This is a genomic window from Streptomyces sp. 3-6 (assembly GCF_056323165.1).
This window is the reverse complement of the sequence record NZ_JBWHZP010000001.1, coordinates 321,462-345,326: the sequence shown is the minus strand read 5'-3', so window position 1 is coordinate 345,326 and position 23,865 is coordinate 321,462. Positions and strand designations below refer to the sequence as shown.

Annotated in this window: 17 protein-coding genes; 13 read left to right on the top strand and 4 right to left on the bottom strand. The window is 76.1% G+C overall.

All coding sequences use genetic code 11. From position 1 onward, the window contains the following. The first annotated feature begins 299 nt into the window (after window positions 1-299). From AC02VZ_RS01390 to AC02VZ_RS01360, 7 genes are all read left to right on the top strand, one after another. A complete protein-coding gene (locus AC02VZ_RS01390; RefSeq protein WP_476474288.1) occupies window positions 300-3,209 on the top strand; it encodes a glycoside hydrolase family 35 protein in 2,910 nt (969 codons plus the stop codon). A gap of 164 nt (window positions 3,210-3,373) precedes the next feature. Next, window positions 3,374-4,510, top strand: a complete 1,137-nt coding sequence (locus AC02VZ_RS01385) for a hypothetical protein (protein ID WP_476474287.1) — start codon at window positions 3,374-3,376, stop codon at window positions 4,508-4,510. Window positions 4,511-4,706: 196 nt separating this feature from the next. Further along, window positions 4,707-5,933, top strand: coding sequence for a DUF6545 domain-containing protein (locus AC02VZ_RS01380; RefSeq protein ID WP_476474531.1), 1,227 nt, complete (start codon window positions 4,707-4,709; stop codon window positions 5,931-5,933). 95 nt (window positions 5,934-6,028) lie between these two features. Continuing rightward, a complete protein-coding gene (locus AC02VZ_RS01375) occupies window positions 6,029-6,553 on the top strand; it encodes a toxin (protein ID WP_432054370.1) in 525 nt (174 codons plus the stop codon). After that, complete coding sequence (locus tag AC02VZ_RS01370; protein WP_476474286.1) at window positions 6,550-7,734, top strand: MAB_1171c family putative transporter; 1,185 nt, start codon at window positions 6,550-6,552, stop codon at window positions 7,732-7,734. Before AC02VZ_RS01375 ends, AC02VZ_RS01370 begins: the two co-directional genes overlap by 4 nt. After that, window positions 7,731-8,909, top strand: a complete 1,179-nt coding sequence (locus AC02VZ_RS01365) for an MAB_1171c family putative transporter (RefSeq protein WP_476474285.1) — start codon at window positions 7,731-7,733, stop codon at window positions 8,907-8,909. The genes AC02VZ_RS01370 and AC02VZ_RS01365 overlap by 4 nt, the downstream gene beginning before the upstream one ends. A gap of 8 nt (window positions 8,910-8,917) precedes the next feature. Next, window positions 8,918-10,318, top strand: a complete 1,401-nt coding sequence (locus tag AC02VZ_RS01360; protein ID WP_476474284.1) for an FAD-dependent monooxygenase — start codon at window positions 8,918-8,920, stop codon at window positions 10,316-10,318. Between the two features lie 131 nt (window positions 10,319-10,449). On the opposite strand, the gene AC02VZ_RS01355 is transcribed toward AC02VZ_RS01360, so the two are convergent. The 4 genes from AC02VZ_RS01355 to AC02VZ_RS01340 all read right to left on the bottom strand — a co-directional run bounded on the left by AC02VZ_RS01355 (window position 10,450) and on the right by AC02VZ_RS01340 (window position 14,109). Then, on the bottom strand, window positions 10,450-11,313 hold the full coding sequence (locus tag AC02VZ_RS01355; protein WP_476474283.1) for an SMP-30/gluconolactonase/LRE family protein: 864 nt from the start codon (window positions 11,311-11,313) through the stop codon (window positions 10,450-10,452). Further along, window positions 11,310-12,083, bottom strand: coding sequence for an IclR family transcriptional regulator (locus tag AC02VZ_RS01350; protein ID WP_432054375.1), 774 nt, complete (start codon window positions 12,081-12,083; stop codon window positions 11,310-11,312). Before AC02VZ_RS01350 ends, AC02VZ_RS01355 begins: the two co-directional genes overlap by 4 nt. A 610-nt stretch (window positions 12,084-12,693) precedes the next feature. After that, window positions 12,694-13,953 carry a PucR family transcriptional regulator gene (locus AC02VZ_RS01345; RefSeq protein ID WP_476474282.1) on the bottom strand — a complete coding sequence of 420 codons (1,260 nt, stop codon included), beginning with the start codon at window positions 13,951-13,953 and terminating at the stop codon, window positions 12,694-12,696. Between the two features lie 3 nt (window positions 13,954-13,956). Next, the gene (locus AC02VZ_RS01340; RefSeq protein ID WP_432054377.1) at window positions 13,957-14,109 is read right to left on the bottom strand and encodes a hypothetical protein; all 153 of its coding nucleotides are present in this window, start codon (window positions 14,107-14,109) and stop codon (window positions 13,957-13,959) included. A gap of 223 nt (window positions 14,110-14,332) precedes the next feature. On the opposite strand from AC02VZ_RS01340, the gene pgfA reads away from it, so the two are divergent. From pgfA to AC02VZ_RS01310, 6 genes are all read left to right on the top strand, one after another. Continuing rightward, window positions 14,333-15,328 (top strand): cell envelope lipid trafficking protein PgfA, encoded by a 996-nt coding sequence (pgfA, locus tag AC02VZ_RS01335; protein WP_476474281.1) that lies wholly within the window; start codon window positions 14,333-14,335, stop codon window positions 15,326-15,328. A gap of 292 nt (window positions 15,329-15,620) precedes the next feature. Then, on the top strand, window positions 15,621-16,808 hold the full coding sequence (locus AC02VZ_RS01330) for a glycosyltransferase family 4 protein (RefSeq protein ID WP_476474280.1): 1,188 nt from the start codon (window positions 15,621-15,623) through the stop codon (window positions 16,806-16,808). Beyond that, the gene (locus tag AC02VZ_RS01325) at window positions 16,805-17,545 is read left to right on the top strand and encodes a class I SAM-dependent methyltransferase (protein ID WP_476474279.1); all 741 of its coding nucleotides are present in this window, start codon (window positions 16,805-16,807) and stop codon (window positions 17,543-17,545) included. Before AC02VZ_RS01330 ends, AC02VZ_RS01325 begins: the two co-directional genes overlap by 4 nt. Further along, the gene (locus tag AC02VZ_RS01320) at window positions 17,542-21,816 is read left to right on the top strand and encodes an alpha-(1->3)-arabinofuranosyltransferase domain-containing protein (protein WP_476474278.1); all 4,275 of its coding nucleotides are present in this window, start codon (window positions 17,542-17,544) and stop codon (window positions 21,814-21,816) included. Before AC02VZ_RS01325 ends, AC02VZ_RS01320 begins: the two co-directional genes overlap by 4 nt. Continuing rightward, entirely contained in the window at window positions 21,813-23,117 is a 1,305-nt protein-coding gene (locus AC02VZ_RS01315) for a condensation protein (protein ID WP_476474277.1), read from the top strand. The genes AC02VZ_RS01320 and AC02VZ_RS01315 overlap by 4 nt, the downstream gene beginning before the upstream one ends. Beyond that, the gene (locus AC02VZ_RS01310) at window positions 23,114-23,851 is read left to right on the top strand and encodes a class I SAM-dependent methyltransferase (protein WP_476474276.1); all 738 of its coding nucleotides are present in this window, start codon (window positions 23,114-23,116) and stop codon (window positions 23,849-23,851) included. The genes AC02VZ_RS01315 and AC02VZ_RS01310 overlap by 4 nt, the downstream gene beginning before the upstream one ends. Window positions 23,852-23,865 lie beyond the last annotated feature (14 nt).

Below are 23,865 nucleotides of genomic sequence, written 5' to 3'. Positions count from 1 at the left end.
GTTGAAGCGTCATGCACATGCCAAACATGCGGACGCACGGCCCCCGGCCCCGTGAAGGAGGCATGAAGGTGCGGTGAAGGCCGGGAGCGGTGGAATCGTACGGAGCACCCCGCTCCGGAGGACAGGGCGAACTCCGGCCATTCACGTCCGGCGGACCGGGCGGGGACGAACGGGACGTAACGGGACCGCGGGTGAACGGCGGGCGGCCGATTCGTAGACAATGGCCCACCAGCACCACCAGCAACCCCCGCGCCCGCCACGGCAGCAGGGCGGCGGGCAGCACGGCAGGAGGCGCTCCCTTGGAGCTCAGCAGGCGTACCTTCACCGCCCTGGCCGGGACGGCGGCGCTCGGTCTCGCCCTGGCCGGCAGCGGGGCGGCGACCGGCACCCGCGGGTCACGCCCCGTGCCGACGGGTCCGCCTCCCCCGCCGCCCACCGCCGACGGCAGGCGGCACCGGGTCGGCCACGACCGGTACTCGCTCCTCGTCGACGACCGGCGCCTGGTGCTGTGGTCCGGCGAGATGCACCCCTTCCGGCTGCCCAGCCCGTCGCTCTGGCGGGACGTGCTGCAGAAGCTGCGCGCCCACGGGTACAACGCGGTCACCGTCCCGGTCGCCTGGAACCACCACTCCCCCGCGCCCGGCGAGCACGACTTCGACGGCGTGCGCGACCTGGACCTGTTCCTGCGCACCGCCGCCGAGGAGCGGCTGTACGTGGTGCTGCGCCCCGGCCCCCGCATCGGCGCCGACCTGGACGCGGGCGGCCTGCCCGGCTGGCTGACGGCCGTCGCGGGCGCCGCGCGCGGCGACGACCCGGCGTACCTGCGGCACGCCGACGCCTGGCTCGGCGCGGTCAACTCCGTCGCGGTGCGGCATCTGTACACCAACGGCGGCGGCACCGTCCTGCTGTACCAGCTCCAGGACGCGGAGGACGCCGACCCCGCGCGGGCACGCGCCGCCGCCGAGCGCGTGTACGCGAGACTGCGCGCCGACCGCATCGACGTCCCGGTGTTCCGCACCGGCGGCCCCGCGGGCGCTCCCGACGCCCCGTGGCTGTACGCGGTCGAGACCGGCACCGCGCCCGGCCGGGTGCCCGCGGACCCGGTGCGCCCCGCGGGCGGCGCCGGCTCCCGGCCGCGCACCCCCGGCATCGTGGCCGCCGCGGCGGTGGGCGCGGCCGACCCGTGGGGCGGGGCGGTCTCCGGCGGCAAGGGCTACGGGGAGATCCGCCGGGTCCGCGACGCGGCCCACGTGCGGCGCACCACGCTCACCTCGCTCGCCGGCGGGGTGACGGTGCACAGTGCCCGCACGGCCTTCGGCGGCACCTCCTGGGGGTGGCTGCCCGGCACGAACGTCTACACCTCCTACGACCACGGCGCGGCCGTCGACGAGGCCCGCCGGGTCTCCCCGAAGATGGCCGCGATGCAGCAGATCGGGCACCTGCTGGGGACCGTGCCGGACCTCGGCCGGCTCGACCCGGCGACCGAGGTCCGCGCGGAGGACGACCGGGTCACCGTGTACCACCTGGCCAATCCCGACACCGGCGCCCGGGTGTACGTGCTGCGCAACGACTCCGACGAGGAGGTCACCACGTCCCTGCCGGGCACCGCCGTCGACGCCCCGGTACGCGTCGGCCCGGGCGACGCCAAGCTGCTCCTCGGTGACGTCCGGCTCGGGCACCGCAGGCTGGCGTACTCCACCGTGCAGCCGATGCTCAGCCTGAACGCCGGCCGGCACGACATCGCCGTGTTCGCGGGCCGCCACGGGGAGATGGCGCAGGTCACCCTGGAGTGCGACACCCAGCCGCTCACCAACCGCCTGGACCCGGAACCGGCGTGGTCCTACGACCAGGGCCGGCTGAACGTGGCCGTACCGCTCGGGGCGGGCGGACTGGCCCGGGTGCTGGTGGAGGACGGCGACTCCGGAACGCCCATGGTGCTGCTGTTCGTGGACGACGCGAGCGCCCAGCGGATGTGGCCGTACCGGACCCCGTCCGGCCCGCTGCTCGTCTACGGCCCGGCCCTGCTGCGCACCGCCGAGGTGCGCGGCGCCACCGTCCACCTCACCGGGGACACCCTCACCGAGACCGGCATGGAGGTCTGGGCGCCGCGCGGGGTGACCGCCGTGACCTGGAACGGCCGCCCGGTGCGCACCACGGCCGGCCGGGCCGGGAGCCTGGTGCTGGAGGGGCTGCTGCCGGGGGTGGTCGAGCCGAGGCTGCCGGCCCTGACGGGCTGGCGGCGGCGGGCGGAGAACCCGGAGGCCGATCCCGGGTACGACGACTCCGGCTGGCGGCGGGCCGACCTGACCGCGTCCGCCGGGGAGACGCCCGTGCCGGAGGGGCAGCCGGTGCTGTTCGCCGACGACTACGGCTTCCACTGCGGCGACGTCTGGTACCGGGGACGGATCCGCGACGCGGGCGGTCTGACGTCGGTGTCGCTGTCCTACCGCACCGGCACGCAGGGGTTGTTGATGGCCTGGCTGGACGGACGGCCGCTGGGCACCCACCGGATGCCGGTGCCGGACGCCGGGAGCGCGGACCGGGGCAGCTGGAAGGCAACGGTGTCCTTCGCCGTGCCCGGTGAACTGCGCGGCCGGGACCGGCACGTGCTGTCCGTCCTGGTGCGGCCGATGCAGCACGCCGACGGGGAGGGACCCGACGGGTACCGGGCGGCGCGCGGCCTGACCTCCGCCGCCTTCGAGGGGGCCGACGCCACCGTGCGCTGGCGGATCCAGGGGGCCGGCGAACCGGACCGGGTGCGCGGGCCGCTGAACCACGGCGGGCTGTTCGGCGAGCGGGCGGGCTGGCACCTGCCCGGGTACGACGACGCGGACTGGCGGGCCGTGGACTCCCCGCGCGCGGACCGGCGGCAGGGAGTGGCCTGGTACCGCACGGAGTTCCGGCTGGACGTCGACCCGGACGTGGACGCCTCCGTCGGCCTCACCCTCGACGACGACCCGCAACACGCCTACCGGGCGCAGATCTTCCTCAACGGCTGGAACCTGGGCCAGTACATCAACGACGTGGGCCCGCAGCACACCTTCGTGCTGCCCAACGGGATCCTGCGCACCCGGGGGTCCAACACCCTCGCCCTGGCCGTGCTGTCCGACGGGACGACCCCCTCCGGGCCGCGCGACGTGCGGCTGACGCTGATGGGGGCGGCCAACGGCGGCACCCCGGTCGAGGCGGTGGCGTCGCCGGGCCGGTGAGCCACGGGCCGACCGCCCGCAGGGCCGCACGACCCCGCCCCCGGCGCAGGTCACGATGACGGGGCGCGCCCGGCCCTCTTGCCATCCCCGGCGGCCTGGACCACCGTGGTCGCTCCGTGACAGCGGGCCGTTCGCGCGGTGCGGCGGCCGAGGGAGGGGAACCCGTGCGCAGACGGCGGTTCGTCAGCGGATTACTCGGCGCCGGCGCGGCCGTCGCACTCGCCCACGCCAGTGCCGGACCCAGCACGGCCCTCCCGCCGCCCCGGATCGGGCCCCGGCTCCCCGGACCGCGCGACTGGCGGGCCGTGACCGCCCCGGAGTGCGCCCCCGCCGCCCAGTTGCTCGCGGTCGCCGCGGCCGGCCCCGACCTGGCCTGGGCGGTCGGCGAGGAGGGCCGCGCCGGCAGCACCCGCGGCACCCCGGTCGCCCTCACCTGGGACGGCACCGCCTGGTCCCGCGCCGGCCTCGGCGGACCGGGCTGGAACGGTGCCCTGCGGTCCGTGGCCGCCGCCGGCGGCGGTTCCGCCTGGGCGGTGGGCGCCGACACCGCCGGCACCGGACGGCTGCTGCGCTGGGACGGGACGGCCTGGCAGGACACCCCGTTCCCGGGGCGGGGCACGCCCGGCACCACCCTGACCGGCGTCACCACCGGCCCCGCGGGCCAGGTGTGGGTGTCCGGCCGCAACGCCGAGGGCCAGGTCCTGCTGCACGGCACCGAGGACGACCGGCGCTGGACGGACCGGCCGCCGGTGGAGGGCGCCGTCCCGGTCCCGTCGGGCGTGTGCCGCGCCCCGGGCGGGGACGTGTGGGTGTACGGCGCCGAGCTCGTCGCGCGCTGGGACGGGGACGCCTGGACGGTCCTGCCGCCGCCCGGCGGGATCCGGGCCACGGTCAGCGGCCTGCTGCCGGTCGCCGACGACGACCTCTGGCTCACCGGCCACGCGTACGGGGTCGGCGGCCCGCCCGGCAAGCCGCCCTCGGCCACCCTGATGCACGGCGACGGCACGGCCTGGCGGTCCGTCCCCGCGCCCTTCTCCGTCGGCATGCTCACCGGGATCGTGGGCGACGCCGAGGGCCGGCCGGACCGGATCGCCGGCTGGGACTTCTGGGACCAGACCCGCGCCCACTACCTGCGCTGGTCCGACGGCGCCTGGGTGAGCGAACGCGGGCCCGTCGCCACCACCCCCGTCGTGCCGCTGGCGCTGGCCGCGGTGCCCGGCAGCGGCGGCCACGGCTACTGGTCCGTGGGCACCACCTCCGGCAGCCCCCACCCGTCGGCCGGGGTGCGCATCGAACGGTGACCGTACGGGGCGTGGAGCGGCCGGACCGGCCGCGCGCCGCCGTCCGTCGTCCGCCCCGGCTCAACTCGGTTGCCCGACGGGCCTTATGGTCGTTCCGCACGGCCCGGGCGTCACCGGTTTTCGCCTGACGCGGGCGGGCGCGGGCGCGTAGTCTCGGACGACGGTGACCACGGCGGCGACGGAAGCGGGGGACGCCATGGAGCGCGTGGACGCGGCCCTGGGCCCGGCCTCGTTCCTCAGCGACTTCTACCCCTCGTTCTGGTGGGTGCCGGCGGCCGTGCTGGCCGCCGCCCTGGCGATCAAACTGCCCACGATCATCCGGCTCTGGACGGATCCGCTGCTGCGCGCGGTCGGCGGGCTGCTGCTGCTGGCGTGCGCGGTCTTCGTGTTCGTCGCGCCGTCGACCATCGTCTGGGTCAACCGGGTCACCGGTATCCCCAACATCTCGGCCCCGTGGGTGTATTCCCTGCTCACCGCGTTCTGCGGGTCCTGCCTGGTGCTGATCATCGCCTGGCGCAACGGCCTGTCGGAGCACTCCGCCTCCACCCGCCGCGCCACCCGCTGGGTGCTGTCCTGCTACGGCGGCGTGATCGTGCTGCTGTGGGTGCTGTTCGCCCTCGCCGACGTGCCCGTGGAACGCACCCGGGACCTGGACACCTACTACGCCACCACCCCGTTCATGCGCGAGGAGATCCTGCTGTACCTCCTCGCGCACACGGTCGCCGCCCTCATCACCTCGAAGCTGATCTGGAACTGGATCCGCACCGACGGGCTCGACGCGCTGCTGCGCTGGGGGCTGATGTTCCTGGGCATCGGCTACGCGCTGAACCTGGGCTTCGACGCCGCCAAGCTCACCGCCGTCGGCGCCCGCTGGGCGGGCCGGGACCTGGACTGGCTGAACCTCCACGTGGCACCCGCCCTGGCCTGCCTGTCCGCGGTGTCGATCGCCGTCGGCTTCATCCTGCCGCACGCCGGCCAGTACCTGCACGAGCGGTGGCGGCTGCGCCGGGCCCACCACCAACTGCGGCCCCTGTACCTGCTGATGCGCCGGGTGCACGGCTCCGGCGTGCCCTTCGCGCTGCACGCCAGCCCCGAACTGCGGCTGACCCGCCGGGAGACCTTCATCCGCGACGTGCTGCTGCCGCTGGCCCGGCGCATCGACGAACGGCTGCACGAACGCTCCCACGCCGCCGCCCTCGCCCTGGGGTTCGCGCCGGACCGGGCCAGGGCGCTGGCCGCGGCCGTGGCGATCCTGGACGCCGTGGAGGCCGGCCCGGACCAGGACGGCGGCCGGGCCGACCACGACCCGGACACCACGGACCTGCTCCGGGGCATCGGGGCGGTCTCCCGCGCCCTGCGCCGCCCCGACGACCTCCGCGCGGTCCGCGCCCACGCCACCGAGGCGGTGGCCCTGACCGAGTGACCCGCGCGCAGAGGTGGCCGGATCGGCACCTCACTTGGCATATTGCACGGGTGACCGAACCAGGCCAGGGGTTCCGGGAGAACAGGGAGACCGCGGTGCGTACCAGGAAGGAGATGCGGCGTCTCGCTGACGCCCTCATCGACCCCATCCGGGTGGCGGTCCCGGCCGACCCGGAGGACCTGTTCGACGCCCTGGTCGCCTCGGTGGGCGCCTGGCGGGGGCGTGAGGTCGTCGTCCACCGGGCGGCGTTCCCGCCGCACACGGCGAGCGGGCTGTGGCTGGACCGCGAGACCCACGACGACGTGGTGGTGGACGAACGCGCCGCGGTGTGGCACCAGATCGTGATCCTGTGCCACGAGGTGTGGCACATGCACCGGGCGGCCACCGGGCCCGCGTCCGCCGACGGCCCGCCCGAACGGGTCGCCGCCCGCACCTGCTTCAGCGAGGCGGAGGAGCAGGAGGCGGACCGCTTCGGCATGCTGATGGGCCGTCGGCTGCGGACCTGGCTGGAGGCCACCCCCGACTCCGTGTTCGCCACCGAGGGCGGCGCCGCCGGGGAGCCGCAGGACCTAGCCGCGCGCATCGGGGCCGCGCTGAACCACCGCGGGACCCGCCGGTGAACGGCGCGATCAACTACCTCAGTTGCGGGCTGCTGTGGCTCGGCCTGCTGGTCCGGGCGCCGGACCTGCTGCGGCACCGCGGCGACCCCTACCTGCGGGCCATCTGCGCGGTGCTGGGCCTGGCCGGCCTCTGCTTCGCGCTGGGCGCGCCCCCGACGGTCGGCGCGATCAACCGGCTCAGCGGGGTGCCCAACCTCGCGGCGCCGGTCACCTACGCGGCGATCACCGCGTACTGCGCGGCCTCCCAGGTGCTGATCGTGCACTGGCGGGGCGGGCCCCGGGTGCACCGCACCGCGCGGCGCTGGATCCTCGCCTACACCGGCGTGATCCTCGGGATCGCGGTGACGTTCGCGCTCGCCGACGTGCCCGACGAGCGCCGGACCGACCTGGACACCTACTACGCGACCACGCCGTGGATCGGCCAGATGATCGTGCTGTACCTCCTCGCCCACCTGGTCGCGGTCGCCGTCACCACCACCTCGTCGCTGGCCTGGGCGCGCCGGGTGCGCGGCCGGCTGCGGGTGGGGCTGACGCTGTTCGGCGCCGGGTCCCTGTGCGGCGCCGGGTACAGCGTGGCCAAGCTGGTCGCGGTGGGCGCGCGGTGGACCGGGCGGGACTGGTCGGCGCTGGGCACCGCGGTCTCCCCGGCGGCGGCCGGGCTCGGCGCGGTGATGACCGTGGTGGGCGTGCTGATCCCCCTGGTCGGGCCACGGGTGACGGAATGGCGGACGGCGCGCCGCACCTACGCCCGGCTGGAGCCCCTGGAGCGGGTCCTGGACGGCCTGATCACCCGCCGCGCGCTGCGGCTGCCCCGTCCCCGCTGCGCCTCCCCCGGCACCCTGCTGATGTGGCGTCAGACCAGCATCCACAACGCGCTGGGCCACCTGGACGCCTACTTCGACCGGCACCTGTACGAGCGGACCCGCGCGGCGGCCCTCGGCACGACGGGCGACGAGGAGTGGGCGGAGGCCGCCGCCTGGGCGGCGGTCATCACCACGGCGGCCCGGGACGAGGCGGACGCCCGGCCCGGCACGCCCCCGCCGCACCCCGGCGGGCGCCTCCTCGACCGGGTGCCCGGACCGGCCGGCCTGGCCCGCGTCGCCGACGCGCTGGCCTGCGTGGCGCCGGCGCGGCGGGCGGCGCCGGTGGCGGGCGGCACGACCCCTGCGGGGACCGTGTGAGCCTTCTCGTCTACCTCGGCGGCCTGGTGTTCGGCCTGACGTCGGTGCTGGTGGCGCGCCGCCCCCGGGCCGCGCTGCGCAACCCCCTCACCCTGTCCACCTGGCTGGCGATCGTGCTGGGCGCCCTGGTCTTCGTGTGCGCCGCCCCGCCCACCCTGGCCGCCGTCAACGACCTCACCGGCATCCCCAACTTCGGCGCCCCGCTGACCTACGGCATGCTCAACGCGTACAGCTGCGCCGTGCTGGTGCTGATCATCAACTGGCGGGGCGGGCCCCGGGAACGGGTACGGCGCCTGGTGCTGCGCACGGTGGCCGCCTACGGTGCGCTGACCGCCGCCCTGGTGGTGCTGTTCGCCCTCGCCGACGCGGACACCGAGCGGCTCACCGACCTCGACACGTACTACGCCACCACGCCGTTCCTGCGCGAGATGATCGTGCTCTACCTGCTGGGGCACAGCGCGGCGATGCTGGCGCTGGTCCGGGTGTGCCTGAAGTGGGGGCGGGAGGTCACCGGGTCGCTGCGCACCGGGCTGCGGCTGATCGTGCTGGGCGCGCTGCTCGACCTGCTGGGGTTCCAGCTGGCCAAGTACACGGCGGTGGTGGCCCGTTGGACCGGTCACGACCTGGACGTGCTGTCCACCCGGGTGGCGCCGCCGATGGCCTCGCTGGCCGCCCTGCTCTGCTCGGCGGGGTTCCTGCTGCCCCGGCTGCTGCCGCCGGTGCTGGCCCACCGCCGGGCGCTGCGGGACCACCGGCGGCTGGAACCGCTGTGGGCCCTGGTGCGGCCGGCGTCCACCGCGCCCGGGCCGCCCGCGGCCCGCTGGCTGCTGCCGCAGGAGCGGCTGCAGTGGCGCGAGGTGGCCATCCACGACGCCCTGCTGACCCTGGCCCCCTACTTCGACCACCGGCTCCGGGAGCGGGTGCGGGACGCCGCCCTGGACGCGGGCCGTTCCCCGCACCGGGCCCGGCTCGCGGCGGAGGCCGCCATGCTCACCGAGGCCGCCCGCCGCGCCGCCGCCCGCGAGGAACCCCCCGAGCCCTCCGGAACCTACCGGCTGCACGCCACCGAGGTGTCCGGCACGGGCGGCCTGGTGGAGCTGGCCCAGGAACTGAACCGTCCGCCCACGGCCTCCGACGGCGCGGTGCCGTCCCCGGTGGCCGACCCCCTGACCTGAGGAGCCCCATGTCGCGTAGAGCAGTCGTCATCGGTGCGGGCCTGGCCGGCATGCTGGCCGCCGCCGTCCTGTCCGACGCGGGCGTGGACGAGGTGATCGTGGTCGACCGCGACGCGTTGCCCGACGGCCCCGAGCACCGCCGGGGGCTGCCCCAGGGACGGCACGCGCACCTGCTCATGGCCGGCGGCGCGCGCGCCCTGGAGGACCTCCTCCCGGAGGCGGACCTGCGCAAACGGCTGCTCGCCGCCGGCGCGCACGAGATATCCCTCAGCAACGGCATGCTCGCGCTGACCTCGGAGGGCTGGCTGCGGCGCTGGCGGCACGAGGGCCCGGCCATGATCACGTGCAGCCGGGCGCTGCTGGACTGGGTGGTGCGCTCGGTGGTGCTGGACCGGCCGGCGGTGCGGATCCGCCGGGCGGCGGTGGTCGGGCTGACGGGATCCCCCACCCGGGTGGACGGGGTACGGCTGGCCACCCCGGGCGGGGACACCGACCTGCCGGCCGATCTGGTGGTCGACGCGAGCGGGCGCGGCACCCGGGTCGTGGGCTGGCTGGACCGCCTCGGGCTGACCGGCGTCCGGGAGCGGACCGTGGACGCCGGGCTGGTCAACGCGACGCGCGTCTACCGGATGCCCGAGGGCGCCGAGCGGTTCCCGCTGACCGTCGTGCAGTCGGACCCGTACGCCTCCCGGCCGGGACGCAGCGCGATGGTGATGCCGATCGAGGGCGACCGCTGGCTGGTGAGCTGCGGCGGCACCCGGGGCGGCGAACCCCCGGCGGACCCGGAGGGGTTCCTGCGCTACACGCTGTCGGTGCGGGACCCGATCGTGGGCCGGCTGATCTCCGGCGCCGAACCGCTCACCGACGTGCACCTGAGCCGGTCGACCAGCAACGTGCGGCGGTACCTGGAGAAGGCGCCGCGCTGGCCCGAGCGCTTCACGGTGATCGGCGACGCGCTGGGCACCTTCAATCCGGCCTACGGGCAGGGCATGTCGGTGGCCGCGTTCGGGGCGCGGGTCCTGGCCCGGGAGCTGGAGCGCGCGGAGCCCACCGCGCCGGGGCTGGGCCGGCGGGTGCTGCGCGGGGCCGCCCGCGCGGTGGACGCGGCCTGGTCGTCGGCCATCAGCCAGGACATCCACTACCCGCAGGTGCGGGGCGGCCGGCCGGGCGTCGCCGACCGGGTCGTCGGGGCGTACGCGCGGCGCATGATGCGGGCGGCCACCGGCTCGTACCCGGCGGCCCGCGCGCTCTGGGACGTCTCCAGCATGCGCACCCCGGCGACCCGCATGTTCCGCCCCGACACCGTCCTGGCCGTGCTGGCCGGTTCACCGCTGTCCCCGTCCGACGAACCGCCGCTGACCCCGTCCGAACGCGCCCTGCTGGAACGCCTGGACCGCACCGGGGGCTGAGACGGCGGCCGGCGGGGGCGGTTCGGTCCGAGGCGGGTGTCCCGGTCGGCGGGGCGGCCCGGTCCGCGGGGGCCGGTGCCGACGGGGTGCGCGCCGGTTCGGCACTCGCGCCGGGGCGCCACCGCCGTCGCTCAGCCGCCGAACGCCGGCTGCGCCAGCCCCTGTCCGGCGTCCGGCACGACCAGCAGGGACCCGGCCAGCGGGTGCGGGCCGGTCAGGCCCACGCGGGCCGTGGTGACGTACAGGTCTCTCAGGCCGGGACCGCCGAACGCGCAGGCGGTGACCCGGGGGACGGGGAGCGGGACGACCCGGTCCAGGGTGCCGTCCGGGGTGTAGCGGCGGACCGCCGCGCCGTCCCACAGGGCGACCCAGACGCAGCCGTCGGCGTCCACGGTGAGGCCGTCGGGGAAGCCCGCGCCCTCCTCCACCACGGCCAGCGGGCGGCGGCCGGTGACCCGGCCGTCGGGGCCGACGTCGAAGACGTCGACGCGGCGGGTGGGGGTGTCGATGTAGTACATCCGCCGGCCGTCGGGGCTCCACCCGGTGCCGTTGCTCACCGTCACGTCGTCCAGCACCGTCTCGGCGGTGCCGTCCGGCAGGAAGCGGGTCAGGGTGCCGCCGCCGGCGGCCTCGTCGTAGCGCATGGTGCCCGCCCACAGCGAGCCGTCCGGGGCGACGGCTGCGTCGTTGCCCCGGCGGCCGGGGACGGGTTCGCGGTGCAGCCAGCGGAAGCCGCCGTCGGGGTCGAGCAGGCCGATGCCGTCGCGCAGGTTGAGCACCAGCCCGCCGCCCGCGCGGGGCCTGGCCGCGCCCACGTGCTGGTCCACGGTGCGGACGGTGCGCCGGCCGGTGGCCGGATCGTAGCCGTGCAGGCGGGCGCCGAGGATGTCGATCCACAGCAGGCGGCCGGTGGCCGCGTCCCACGTCGGTCCCTCGCCCAGGGCCGCCTCCGCCCGGACGGCCACCTCGTGGGCGGTGCGGGGCCGGCGGCTCATGACGCGCTCCGGTGGCCGAGCCGCTCGGAGAGGTCGGCGGCGCCCTCGACGGCGAGGCGTTCCAGTTCGGCCTGCCGTTCCCCGCTCCAGCGGACCATCGGCACGGAGATGGACAGCGCCGCCACCACCTGCCCGGTGCGGTCGCGCACCGGGGCGGCCACGCAGCTGACGTCGGGGTTGGACTCCCGGTTCTCCACGGCGACGCCCCGGGCGCGGATCGCGGCGAGCGCCTCGCGCAGTGCGGCCGGGTCGGTGATGCTGTCGGGGGTCATCGCGGTCAGCTCGGCGTCGTCGGGGATGCGCGCGGCGAGTTCCTGCTCGGGCAGGGAGGCCAGCAGCATCTTGCCGACGGAGGTGCAGTGGGCGGGCAGCCGCCGCCCGGCCGCGGACACCATCCGCACGGCGTGGGTGGAATCGACCTTGGCGATGTAGATGACGTCGGTGTCCTCCAGGATCGCCACGTGCACGGTCTCGTCGCAGGTCTCGGCGATCGAGCGGGCCACCTGCCGGCCCTCGGCGGCGAGGTCGAGGTGCTCGGCGTAGCGGGCGCCGAGCTGGTAGGGGCGGACGCCCAGCCGGTAGCGTCCGGGCTCGCCCGGCACGGGGACCAGGTACTTGCGGGCGGCGAGCGTGGTCACCAGCTCGTGGACGGTGGTGCGGGGCAGCTGGAGCCGGCGCACGATCTCGGGGGCCGACAGCGTCCCGTCCCCGTCGAGGAAGAGCTCCAGGATGTCCAGAGCCCGGGTCACGGCTGGTACGAGGCGTCCCACGGCCGGCTCCCCTCCCTGTGTGTTCAGGCGCCCGCTGCCGTTCGAGCCGCCGGAGAACCGCGGACGGCCCGGGCGTTCGGTATATCAACAGGCGATCGGAATGACGAACACAGGCTAACCACCCGCACCCTGACGGGCAATGGCCCGGTGAGGACGGTGGGACGGGGCAGGGCGGGGGGCGGGAAGGGACCTGAAGGCGCGGCCCGTGCCTCCCCTGCCCCGGGCCCGTTGGCGGAGCGCCCGGGCACAGGGACGAGGGCCCAGGCAGGGGGGCCGGCACGGGCAGGGGTGCAGGCACGGGCCACCAGGCTCACCCCGGCAGGCCCGGGCAGGCCCGGCCCGGCGGGCGCGGGTGACCGGGCGCGGGCAACCGGGCTCAGCCCGGGGCGCGGTCGACCAGGCCCAGGTGACCACGCCCCGCCCGGCGGGCACGGGCGAGCGGGCACGACCGGGGGCCCAGGCAGCCGGGCGCGACCGGGGCGCGGGCGACCAACGCCGGCCGGGCAGGCACAGGCGGCGGGCAGGCGCAGGCGGCGGCGGGCAGGCGGCGCCCGGCGACGGTGCGCTGCCCGGGCAGCCGGCCCCGCCCCCCAGCACCGCTCGACACCCCTCAGCGCCGCGCCCGCGGGCCTCCCAGCTCGCCCCTCAACCGCTGGGCCCGCAGCACCAGTTCCAGCTCGAAGCGGCGGTCCGGGTCGTCGATCTCGTCGCCCCACAGCTCCCGGATCTGGCGCAGCCGGTAGCGGACGGTCTGCGGGTGGACGCCGAGCCGGGCCGCCACCTCGGGTGCGCCGCCCCGGGTCTCCAGCCAGGCCAGCAGGGTCTCCGCGAGCCGCCGTCCGTGGGTGGGGCCGCAGTGGGTGAGCGGGGCCAGGCAGCGCTGCGCCAGGTCGTCGATCAGTTCCTCGGGCTGGAGCAGGACCAGCGCCTCGGTGTGTTCGGTGCAGTACAGCACCTCCCCGGCGGGCAGCAGCCCGCGCCGCATCAGCCGCACGGCGGCCTCCGCCCAGCGCAGCGACTTCGCGGCGTCGGCGAGCGGCACCGGCGGCCCGATGGCGCCGGACCAGCCGGCCAGGGCGCGGTGCAGCAGGTCGGAGCGGCCGGCGGCGTCCGGTTCGGGGACGACCATGCGCGGCTGCTCGTACTCCATGTCGAGCAGCACGCCCTGCCCCACGGCGGGGGCCACCGCCTCGCGCGCGGGGCGCCGCAGGACCCCGACCGCGACCCTGTCCGGCAGCGGCCAGCCGATCCGGGCGGCCCGCTCGCCGAGGGCCTCGGCCGGGTCGCCCCGGTGGTGTTCGGTCAGCAGCACCTCCATCAGCCGGCGCTGCAGCCGCAGCCGTTCGCCGGCCTGGCGGGCGGCGGCCTCGGCGTAGCCGCGCACCGACTGGTCGACCAGGCCGTCGAGGTACTCGTAGCCGGCGTCGACGAGTTCGTACATGGCGGGCGGCGGGATGTCGACGCGCTGGCCGATCTCGGCGAACCGGCGCCAGGCCAGCCGGACCCCCAGCCGGTAGATGGCCTGGAGCGAGTCGAGGGACCGGCCGTGCAGGCCCTCCCCGCGCCCGAACTCCTGGAAGACGCCCGGCGGTACGGTCGGCCGGCCGGCCGAGTAGTCGGCGTGCTCCAGGTGGCTCACGAAGACCTCGATGGCGCGCCGGATGCCGATCAGGGCCATCGGCTCGCCGGAGTCGTCGAGGACCACGGGCAGGTGCGGGTACTCGCGCCGGATCTCGCTCATGATCTCCTGCGCGAGCGCGGGCGCCTCGGCCATGGCGGTCTCGGCGAACCGGCGGACCTGGTGACGCGGCACGTCGTGCCAGGCGGAGCGGGCCGCGACCGTCCTGACCGGGCCGGAGGGAGCCGTCACGGCTCAGCTCCCCTGCCCGGCCTGCTCATAGGTGATCAACGGGGTGTTGGGCTGGTCGGGCACCGTGTCGAGCAGTGCGACCACGCCGAACGCGGCGGCCACGGCCAGGGCCGCGCCGAGCGCGACGGTCAGGGTGGCGGCGATCAGTCTGGACATGGCTGGGTCAGCCTCTCTGTCGGGAGGTTCCCCACCCCCGCACGTGACCGACCACCCCGCCCGTCCCGCTCCAGTGTCGACGCGACATTGACACCCCGTCAAGGGGCGCATACCGTTCCCGGCCCATAAGGGGTGTCGGGTGGACCAGCCCTCTCGCATGCGCTCATGCCCGCGGTGGCGACCCTCGCGCGTCGCGCCGACCCAAGCCCCTTGGAGTGCCCGGATGCGTCGTACAGCTTCCCCGTTTTCCCTGATCCTGCTGGGTCTCGGCACCTTCCTGCTGGTGCTGGCCCCCCTGCTGGCCTGGTACGTGAAACCCCGGGCGGCCGTCAATCCGGTCGACATCGACACCACCGCGGTCTACGAGGGCCGGGGCAGCGTGTTCGACACCGGGAGGATCGAGACCGTGCCGGACCAGCGGATCACCGTCACCCAGCGGGTGCGCGGCAACGTCGCGGCGAGCGAACGCAGCGGCCACGCCGTGTGGGACGTGATCACCTCGGTCGACACGGACGAGTCGCTGCCCGCCGCGGACCCGCACGACGCCCTGGACCTCAACCCGCACCGCTGGGTGCTGGACCGCCGGACCACCGAGCCCGTGCACTGCTGCGGGGAGTCGCCGCGCATCCAGGGCGAGGCGTACCTGAAGTTCCCCTTCGACGTGCAGAAACGCTCCTACCAGTGGTGGGACAACACGCTCGGGGACACCGTCGAGCTGAAGTACCGGGGCACCAAGAAGGTGCGGGGCCACACCGGTTACCGGTTCACCGGTTCGGTGCCGCCCACCAGGGCCGGCAGCCGGCTGGTGCCGGGCAGCATCGTGGACCAGCCGGACCGGCCGCAGGTGCTGGCCGAGGAGTGGTACGCCAACCACGGCGTGGAGCTGGTCGTGGACCAGCGCACCGGCCGGGTGATCTACGCGCAGACCGGGCCGAAGCGCACGCTGCGGGCCCCCGGCGCGGACGAGGACGCGGTGGTGCTGCTGGACGCCGAGAAGATCGCGTTCACCCCCGAGACGCAGCGCGAGGCCGTGCGGCAGGCCGAGCGGGACAGCGGGCGGCTGCGCATGGTGGGCGAGACGCTGCCGGTCGGCGCGGTGGTGGCCGGTTCGGTGCTGGCGGTCGCCGGGGGGCTCCTGGTGGCCCGTGGGCGAAAGGAAGAGGACCGGCCGGATTCCACCGGTACGCCCGGAACGCCCCAGCCGATGCTCACGAAATGACATCGCGTCGGCTTCAACAAAGCGTGAAATTGTCACATCGGTGAGTAGCCCTGGGGGACGGGGCGGCGAAAACTGTCCCACTCCACCCAAGCACCGCACCGCCCACACCCCGCGTCCCGCACGGTCCGGGGAGTCCCGTCCCGGGACCCTCCGGTCCGGATCCCACCCCGTGCACCGACCGACCACCCGCGCCACCGGTCCCGCCCCCGCACACCGGCGCGCCCCACCGCGCCGGCCACAGCACCGCGTTCCCCACGTCACGTTCCGCACCCCGAGACGAGTTGGAGCACCGATGCCCCAGCACGTGCCGTCCCACCCTCCCCTCTCGGCCCCGGCCGGACGGGGGGACTCCCCGCGCGCCGCGGCCGTCACCGCGGCCGCGCGCCCTCCGGCGCTCCCCCCGCACCCCCGCCGGATCGTCTTCCTCGCCCACCGCGACCTCGGCAACCCGTCGGCCGGCGGCTCCGAGCTGCTGGTGGACCGGCTGGCCGACGGCCTGACCCGGCTGGGCCACCAGGTCACCCTGCTGTGCGGGGGACCCGCCTCCTTCCGCGACTACCGCGTGGTGTCGGCGGGCGGCGCCTACGGCCACTACCTGCGGGCCCGTTCCGCCTTCGCCCGCCAGGTCGGCGACTGCGACCTGCTGGTCGAGGTGTGCAACGGCATGCCGTACCTGGCCCCGCTGTGGCACCGCGGGCCCACCCTGTGCCTGGTCAACCACGTGCACACCGACCTGTGGTCGATGCGGTTCGGCGGCCCCCTGGCCCCGGCCGCGCGGCTCGGACGGCGCCTGGAGCACTGGGCGCTGACCGGGGCGCGGCAGCGCGGCCTGCTGGTCGCGGTGTCCCCGTCGACCGCGGACGCGCTGACCGGGATCGGGGTGCGGCGCGACCGGATCCGGGTCGTGCACAACGGCGTGGAGGAACCAGGCCCGCGCACCGCCCGCTCCGCCGAGCCGCTGTTCGTGGCGGTGGGCCGGCTGGTCGAGTACAAGCGCATCGACCTGCTGCTGCGGCTGTGGGAACGGGTCCGCCCGGTCACCGGCGGCCGGCTGGTGATCGTCGGCGACGGCCCCGAACGCGAGCGCCTGGAGCGGATGGCCGGACCCGGCGTCGAGTTCGCCGGACACGTGTCGGAGGCGGAGAAGCACCGGCTGCTGTGCGCGGCCTGGCTGCTGCTGCACCCGTCCGCCGTGGAGGGGTGGGGCCTGGTGGTCACCGAGGCCGCCGCCCGCGGCACCCCGGCCGTCGCCTTCGACGTGCCCGGGCTGCGGGACTCCGTGGTGGACGGCGAGACCGGCGTCCTGGCCTCCGGCGAGTCCTCCTTCGCGGCGGCCTGGTGCACCCTGGCGCTGTCCGGGGCCCGCCGGGAACGCATGGGGGAGGCCGCGCGCGACCACGCCGCCCGGTTCCGCTGGGACCGCACGGTCCGGCAGTTCCGCGCGGTCGCCACCGAGGCGGTGCGGAGCTGGCGGCCATGAGCGGCAGAGGGCGGAAGGACCCCTCGATACGCCGCTCCGTCGCCCTCTTCCGCGCCTTCCTGCGCGAGCAGGAGGACCCCGACGCCTGCTACGCGCTGCTCGCCCGGGACGCCGCCGACCAGGTCGAGGCGTACGACGGTCCGGTGGCCGGCCGGGTCGTGGTGGACGTCGGCGGCGGCAGCGGGCACTTCACCCGGGAGTTCCGTGCCCGGGGCGCCCAGGCCCACCTGTTCGAGCCCGACGTGCGGGAGCTGGCCGAGAAGCCGCCCGAGGGGACCGTGATCGCCGACGGCTACCTGCTGCCGCTGTGCGACGGCGCCGCGGACGTCACCTTCTCCTCCAACGTGCTGGAGCACGTGGCCGATCCGCAGACCTTCCTCAGCGAGCTGGTCCGGGTGACCCGGCCCGGCGGGCTGATCTACGTCTCCTTCACCAACTGGCTGTCGCCCTGGGGCGGGCACGAGTGGGCCCCCTGGCACTACCTCGGCGCCGAACGGGCCCGTGCCCGCCACGAGCGCCGCACCGGCAGGCCCGCCAAGCACCGGCTCGGCGAGAACCTGTTCCGCGTGCACATCGGCGCCACCCTGCGGCTGGTGCGCGCCCGCGACGACGTGACGCTCGTCTCGGCGCGGTCCCGCTACTGGCCCTTCCTCACCGAGACCGTGGTCCGTGTGCCCGGTCTGCGCGAGTTCGCTACCTGGAACCTCCTTCTCATCCTCCGGCGGTGTCCCGAATGACGACCACGGTCCAGGCTCCCCCTCCGGCAGCCGTCCCGACGCGCGCGGCCAGCGCGGGCCCTCCCGAGGGCCCGCGCTCGCGGCGCTGGCTGCTGGGCTTCTGGGCGGTGGCGTTCGCCCTGCTGCTCGTGGTGCAGCCGGGCCGGCAGACCTTCGACACCAAACTGGGCGTGACGGTCGATCCGGGCCGGTTCCTGAAGGACCTGGGCCAGTTGTGGCACGACCAGAACTCCTTCGGCGGCATCCAGGACCAGTACATCGGCTACGTGTGGCCGATGCTGCCCTTCCACTGGCTGGCCGACCTGGTGAACCTGCCGGTGTGGCTGGCCGAGCGGCTGTGGATGTCGCTGATCCTGGCGGTCGCGTTCTGGGGCGCGCTGCGCCTCGCGGAACGGCTGCGGGTGGGCAGCGGCGCCTCCCGGCTGCTCGCGGCGGCCGCCTACGCGACATGGCCGGTGTTCACCGCCGTGATCGGCTCCACCTCGGCGGCGGCGCTGCCCGGCGCGTTCCTGCCGTGGGTGCTGCTGCCGCTGGCCGACGAACGGTACTCGGCCCGGGTCGCCGCGCTGCGCTCGGCGCTGATCGTGCCGTTCATGGGCGGCGTCAACGCGGCCTCCACTCTGGCGTCGCTGCTGCCCGTCGGCCTGTACCTGCTGTCCCGCCCGCGCGGACCGCGGCAGCGCAAGCTGATCGCCTGGTGGACGCCGGCGATGATCGTGGCGACGGCGTGGTGGTGGATCCCGCTGCTCCTGCTGGGCGTCTACGGCGAGAACTTCCTGCCGTTCATCGAGACCGCGAAGACCACCACCGACACCATGTCCGCCACCGAGGCGCTGCGCGGCGGCGGCAACTGGGTCGCCTACCTGCACCTCGGTGAGGCGTGGCTGCCGGCCGGCTGGACCGTGGCCTCCTCGGTGCTGGTGATCGTCTGCTCGGCCCTCGCGGCCGGCCTCGGTCTCGCGGGGCTGGCCCGGCGGGACATGCCGGAGCGGCGCTGGCTGGTGCTGACCGTGCTGGTGACGGCGCTGGTCCTGCTCGCCGGGTACGGCGGCGCGTTCGGCGCCCCCTTCCACGGTGTGGTGCAGGACTGGCTCGACGGCTGGCTGGCCCCGTTCCGCAACATCTACAAGTTCCAGACCGGCCTGGCGCTGGCGCTGGTGCTGGGGCTGGCCCACCTGGTGGGCACGGCCGCGGCGGACCGCGGCGGGCGCCGGGTGCGCGGCCGGCGCCTCGCCCCGCTGGCCGCGGCGGTGCTGGTGCTGCCGGGGCTGGTGTTCCCGTACCTCAACGGCTCCATCCTGAGCCCGGGTTCGTTCCAGGAGATCCCCACGTACTGGTACGCCACCGCCGACTGGCTGAAGAAGTACTCCCCCGACGCGCGGGCCCTGGTGGTCCCGGCGACCGCGCACGGCATCCACACCTGGGGCTCGACCATCGACCAGCCGCTGGACGTGGTCGCCGGGTCGCGCTGGGCGCAGCGCGACTACGTGCCGTTCGGCACGCCCGGCAACCGGCGCGCCATGGACGCCGTCGAACAGGCCCTGCTGACCGGCTCGGAGGTGCCGGGGCTGGCCGACTACCTGAGCCGCGCGGGCATCTTCTACGTGGTGGTCCGCAACGACCTCGACCCGGAGCAGGTCGGCCAGGTGCCGACGGCGGTCGTCAAGCGCACCCTGGAGCAGTCCGGGTACCAGCGCGTCGAGGGGCTCGGCCCGGTGGTGACCGGCGGGGTCATCGCGCCGGACGCCCCGCTGGCGGTGGAGGGCCTGTACCCGCGGCACCGGGCGGTGGAGATCTACCGCCCGGCCGGCGCGGACGTCCCACGTCCGGGCCAGGCGGGCCTCGCGCCGATCGCGGACACCGCCGTGGTCTCCGGCGGGCCGGAGGCCCTGCTGCCGCTGGCGGACACGCTGCGCGGCCGGCCGGCCGTGCTGACCGGCGACCGGCACCCCGGGCTCGGCACCGCGCCGGTGCAGGTGACCGGTGACGGCATGCGCTACGCCGACACCCGGTTCGGCCTGGTCAACGCCAACACCTCGTACACGTACACCCGCGACGAGCGCAACGCCCCGGACGCGGAGCAGGACCCGGGTGAACGGCCGCGGCAGATCCTGCCCACCGAGGGCCTGCGCCACCAGACGGTGGCCGAGCTGCGCGGCGCGGAGTCGGTGACGGCGTCCTCGTACGGCAACTGGCTGTTCCACCTGCCCCAGTACGACCCGGTGAACGCCTTCGACGGCAACCCGGACACCGCCTGGGCGGAGGGGTCCGCCGAGTCGCCCGACGGGCAGTGGCTGCGGATCGCCTTCGACGAGGACGACTACCCGATGCCGGACGCGATCGGTGTCCTGCCGCTGCCGCAGGACGGCGTGCGGGCGGCCCCGACCCGGGTGCGGGTGGAGACCGAGAAGGGCTCGGTCACCTCCTTCGTCCAGGCCAACGGCAAGAAGCAGCGGATCCGGGCGCCCGAGGGCCCGACCTCCTGGATGAAGCTGACCATCGTCGGCTCGACCGCCGGGCGTCCCGGCCTGACCGGGGCGGGCTTCGCCGAGATCGAGCTGCCGGACGTGCAGGTGACCCGGCTGCTGCGGCTGCCCGAGGACGCGGAGTCCTCCACCTCCCCCGTCCAGATGGTGTCGCTGCACCGGGCCGCCGACCCGACCGGGCTGTCCCTGACCGGCAGCGAGGCCGGGCTGCACCGCACCTTCACCACCGGCACGGCCGGCACCTACGAGCTGTCCGCGAAGGCGGTGGCGGTACCGGGCGAGGCACTGGACCGGCTGCTGTACGAGGTGGCACCGGAGCAGCGCCGGCGGGTGGTGGCCACCGCGGACTCCACCGCGCGCCTGGGCGCCGGCCTGTCGGCGCGCAACCTCACCGACGGGGACCTGACCACGGCGTGGATCGCGGGCGACCGGCCCACCATCCACCTGAGCTGGTCCGGCAAGGAGGAGATCGGCGAGCTGGTGCTGCCGCCCGCCGGGGGCCTGTCGGCCCGGGCGGCCGAGGTGCACATCAGCTCCCCGGACGGCGCGGCGATCGCCGCCGTCGACGAGACCGGTATGGTCCGCTTCCCGCCGATCACCACCGACCGGCTGGACATCACCGTCACCCAGACCGCCCCGCTGACCCTGCACAACCCGGTCGTCGACGACGACCTGCAGCTGCCGGTCGGCCTGACCGAGGCGTACCTGCCGGCCCTGGAGGACGAGACCCGCACCGAACAGCCGTCGCGGAACCGCGCGTTCTCGCTGGAGTGCGGCAAGGGGCCCGTGGTGGCGGTGGACGGCCGGCTGTACGAGACGTCCGTGAAGGGCACCGTCGGCGACCTCACCGACCGGCGCCAGGTCGACGTGACGCTCTGTCAGGGCGGCGAGGGCGACTCCCGGGTGGAGCTGTCGGCCGGGGAGCACCGGGTGGAGGGCGGGGACGCCGGGCCGCTGGTGCTCACCGACGTCACCCTGGTCCGGGGCACGGTCCCGCAGCCCGCGACGACCGGGCGGGACCTGGAGATCCGGGACTGGCTCGGTGACCAGCGGGAGGTGACGGTCGGTTCGGGCGCGGCGTCGTACCTGACGACGTACGAGAACTACAACGAGGGCTGGACGGCCACCCTCGACGGCAAGGAGCTGACCCCGCTGCGGCTGGACGGCTGGCAGCAGGGCTGGCGGATCCCGGCCGGCGAGGGCGGCACCGTGAAGCTGTCCTACGGCCCGGCCACCACCTACGACGCCGCGCTGATCGGCAGCGGGGCCGGGATCGCGGTGCTGATCGGGCTGGTGCTGTGGCGCCGCCGGGCCGAGAACCCGGACGCCCCGCAGCCGGTGCCCCCGCAGCCGGGGCTGTGGCTGGGCGCGGTGGCGCTGACGCTGGCCGGCGTGGTCGTCGCGGGCTGGTGGGCGCTGCTCGTCCCGGCGCTGGCGGTGCTCGCGGCGCGGCGGCACACGCTGCTGGTGCCGATCGCGTTCGTGTCCCTCGCGGGGGCGGGCGTGGCGGCGGCCGTCGGCGCCGGCGAGCCGGTGGGCGCGGGCTCCGGGGCCTTCGGCCACGTCGCCCAACTGCTCGCCCTGATCGGCCTGTTCGCCGCGCTGGTGGGCATCGGCGAGGCGTCCGGCCGGGCGGCCGGGCGGGAACCCGGCGACACCGCGGACCGGGATGCGGCGACGACGACGGTCCTGCCCCCCGTCCCGGCGACGGCGCCACCACCGCCGCCCCCGGCCCGGCCGGACGGCACCCGGCGGGACGCCGGGGGACGGGGGGAGCCCGGATGACCGCACCCCCGCGCATCCCCTTCCCGGTGGTGGACGAGGTCTCCCGGCACTGCGCCCAGGACGCGGAGCCGGAGACCGTCCACATCGAGGTGCACCTGCCCGGACGGCTGGACCGGGACCGGCTGCGCAAGGCGTTCACCGAGGCGCTGCGCCGGCACCCGCGCGTCCTGGTGCGCGAGGCCCGCGGCCCCTGGTACCGGCGGCGCTACGAGTGGGAGCTGACCGACGGCCCGGACGTGGAGGTGGTGAGGTTCGCGCCGCCGGGCGCCGCCGCCCTCCGGGACGCGCGCACCCGGGCGCTCACCGAGGCGCCCCCGCTCACCGCGTCCCCGCCGGTCCGCCTGGAGGTGGTCCCCCGCGGGGGCCCCTCCGGCGGCGGGGAGGGGGACGCGCCGGTGCCGCCGCCGGGCGGCACCGCGCTGGTCCTCACCCTCAACCACACGGCTCTGGACGGTCCGGCCTGCCTGCGCATCGTGGCCACCGCCGCGGAGATCTACGGCGGCCGGGACAACGCCCCGGCCGCCCCGCCCGTACGGCCGGCCGACGCGCCGCAGGCGCCGCCCGACCTGCCGTCGAACTGGTCGCCGCCCGCCCGGGTGGCCCCCGGACGTCCCGGGACCGTGCCCGGCAACGGGCTGCTGGTCACCGAACTCACCCTGCCGCACCGGCCGAAGGGCTCCCCGTACACCGTCAACGACCAGCTGATGGCCGCCACCGCGCTGACCCTGGCGCATTGGAACCGGGAGCACGGCGCCCGGCCCCGCCCGCTGCGCATCACCATGCCGGTGGACGACCGCCCCCGGGACGCCGGCATGCCCATCGGCAACGGCACCCGGCTGGTCGAGGTGCCCTTCACGCCGGAGGAGCTGGACGCGGCCCCGATGCCGGAGCTGCTGCGGCGCACCGCCCGGCGCACCCGCGCGCTGAAGGCCCTGTCCCGCCCGCAGCTCGGGCACGGCGCCGCCCTGCTCACCGCGCCCTGGGCGCCGGTGGCCTGCCGGGCCGCCCTCACCCGGGCCCTGCGCCGCACGGCGGCGCCGTGGACGTCGACGACCCTGCTCAGCAACATCGGCCGGATCCCCTACCCGCTGGACTTCGGCGAGGAGGCGGGCCGCGCGCTCGCCGTGTGGTTCTCCGCCCCGGCCCGGATGCCGCGCGGCCTGACCTTCACCACCGCGTCCACGGCGGGCCGGCTGCACCTGTCCCTGCGCTGGTCGCGCACGCTGCTCGGGCACGGCGACGCCGTCCGGCTGCGGGAGCTGTTCACGCACCACCTGCACGCGACGGAGGCGACGCCGTGACCACCACCGCTGCCCCGCCCCCCGGCCTGCGCGACTTCTACGAGAACCCGGCCGTGCCGGTGGCCTCCGGCGCCTCCCGCAGCCGCCGCCAGGCCCGGATGCTGGCCCGCGCGCTCGGCCCGGCCCGGCCCGGCGGCGCGCGGACGGTGCTCGACATCGGCTGCGGGGACGGCACGGCCGCCGCCACCGCCGCCCCCTTCCTGCGCGGTCACCGCCTCGTCGGCGTCGACTGGTCGCAGGACGCCCTGGCCCGCGCCCGCACCCGGCTGCCGTACGCGGTGCGCGGCGAACTCACCGACGGGGGACTGCCGTTCGCGGACGGGTCGGCCGACGCGGTGCTGTTCAGCGAGGTGCTCGAACACCTCGTCGACCCGGACGCGGCGCTGGACGAGATCCGCCGGGTGCTGCGCCCCGGCGGCCACCTCATGCTGTCCACGCCGAACCTGGCCGCCTGGTACAACCGGGCGCTGCTGCTGGCCGGGGTGCAGCCGGTGTTCTCCGAGGTCAGCCTGCGCGGCATCCACGGCCGGCCGGGCACCGAGGTGGTGGGCCACCTGCGGCTGTACACCGCCCGCGCGCTGCGGGAGTTCGTCGCCGCGTCCGGCTTCACCGTCGAGGCGCTGCGGGGCGCCCCCTTCCACGGCGTGCCGCGTCCGCTGCGCACGGTGGACCGGCTCGCGTGCGCGCGGCCACCGCTCGCCTCGATCCTGCTGCTGCACGCGCGCCGGACATGAGGGGGGCGGGGGGC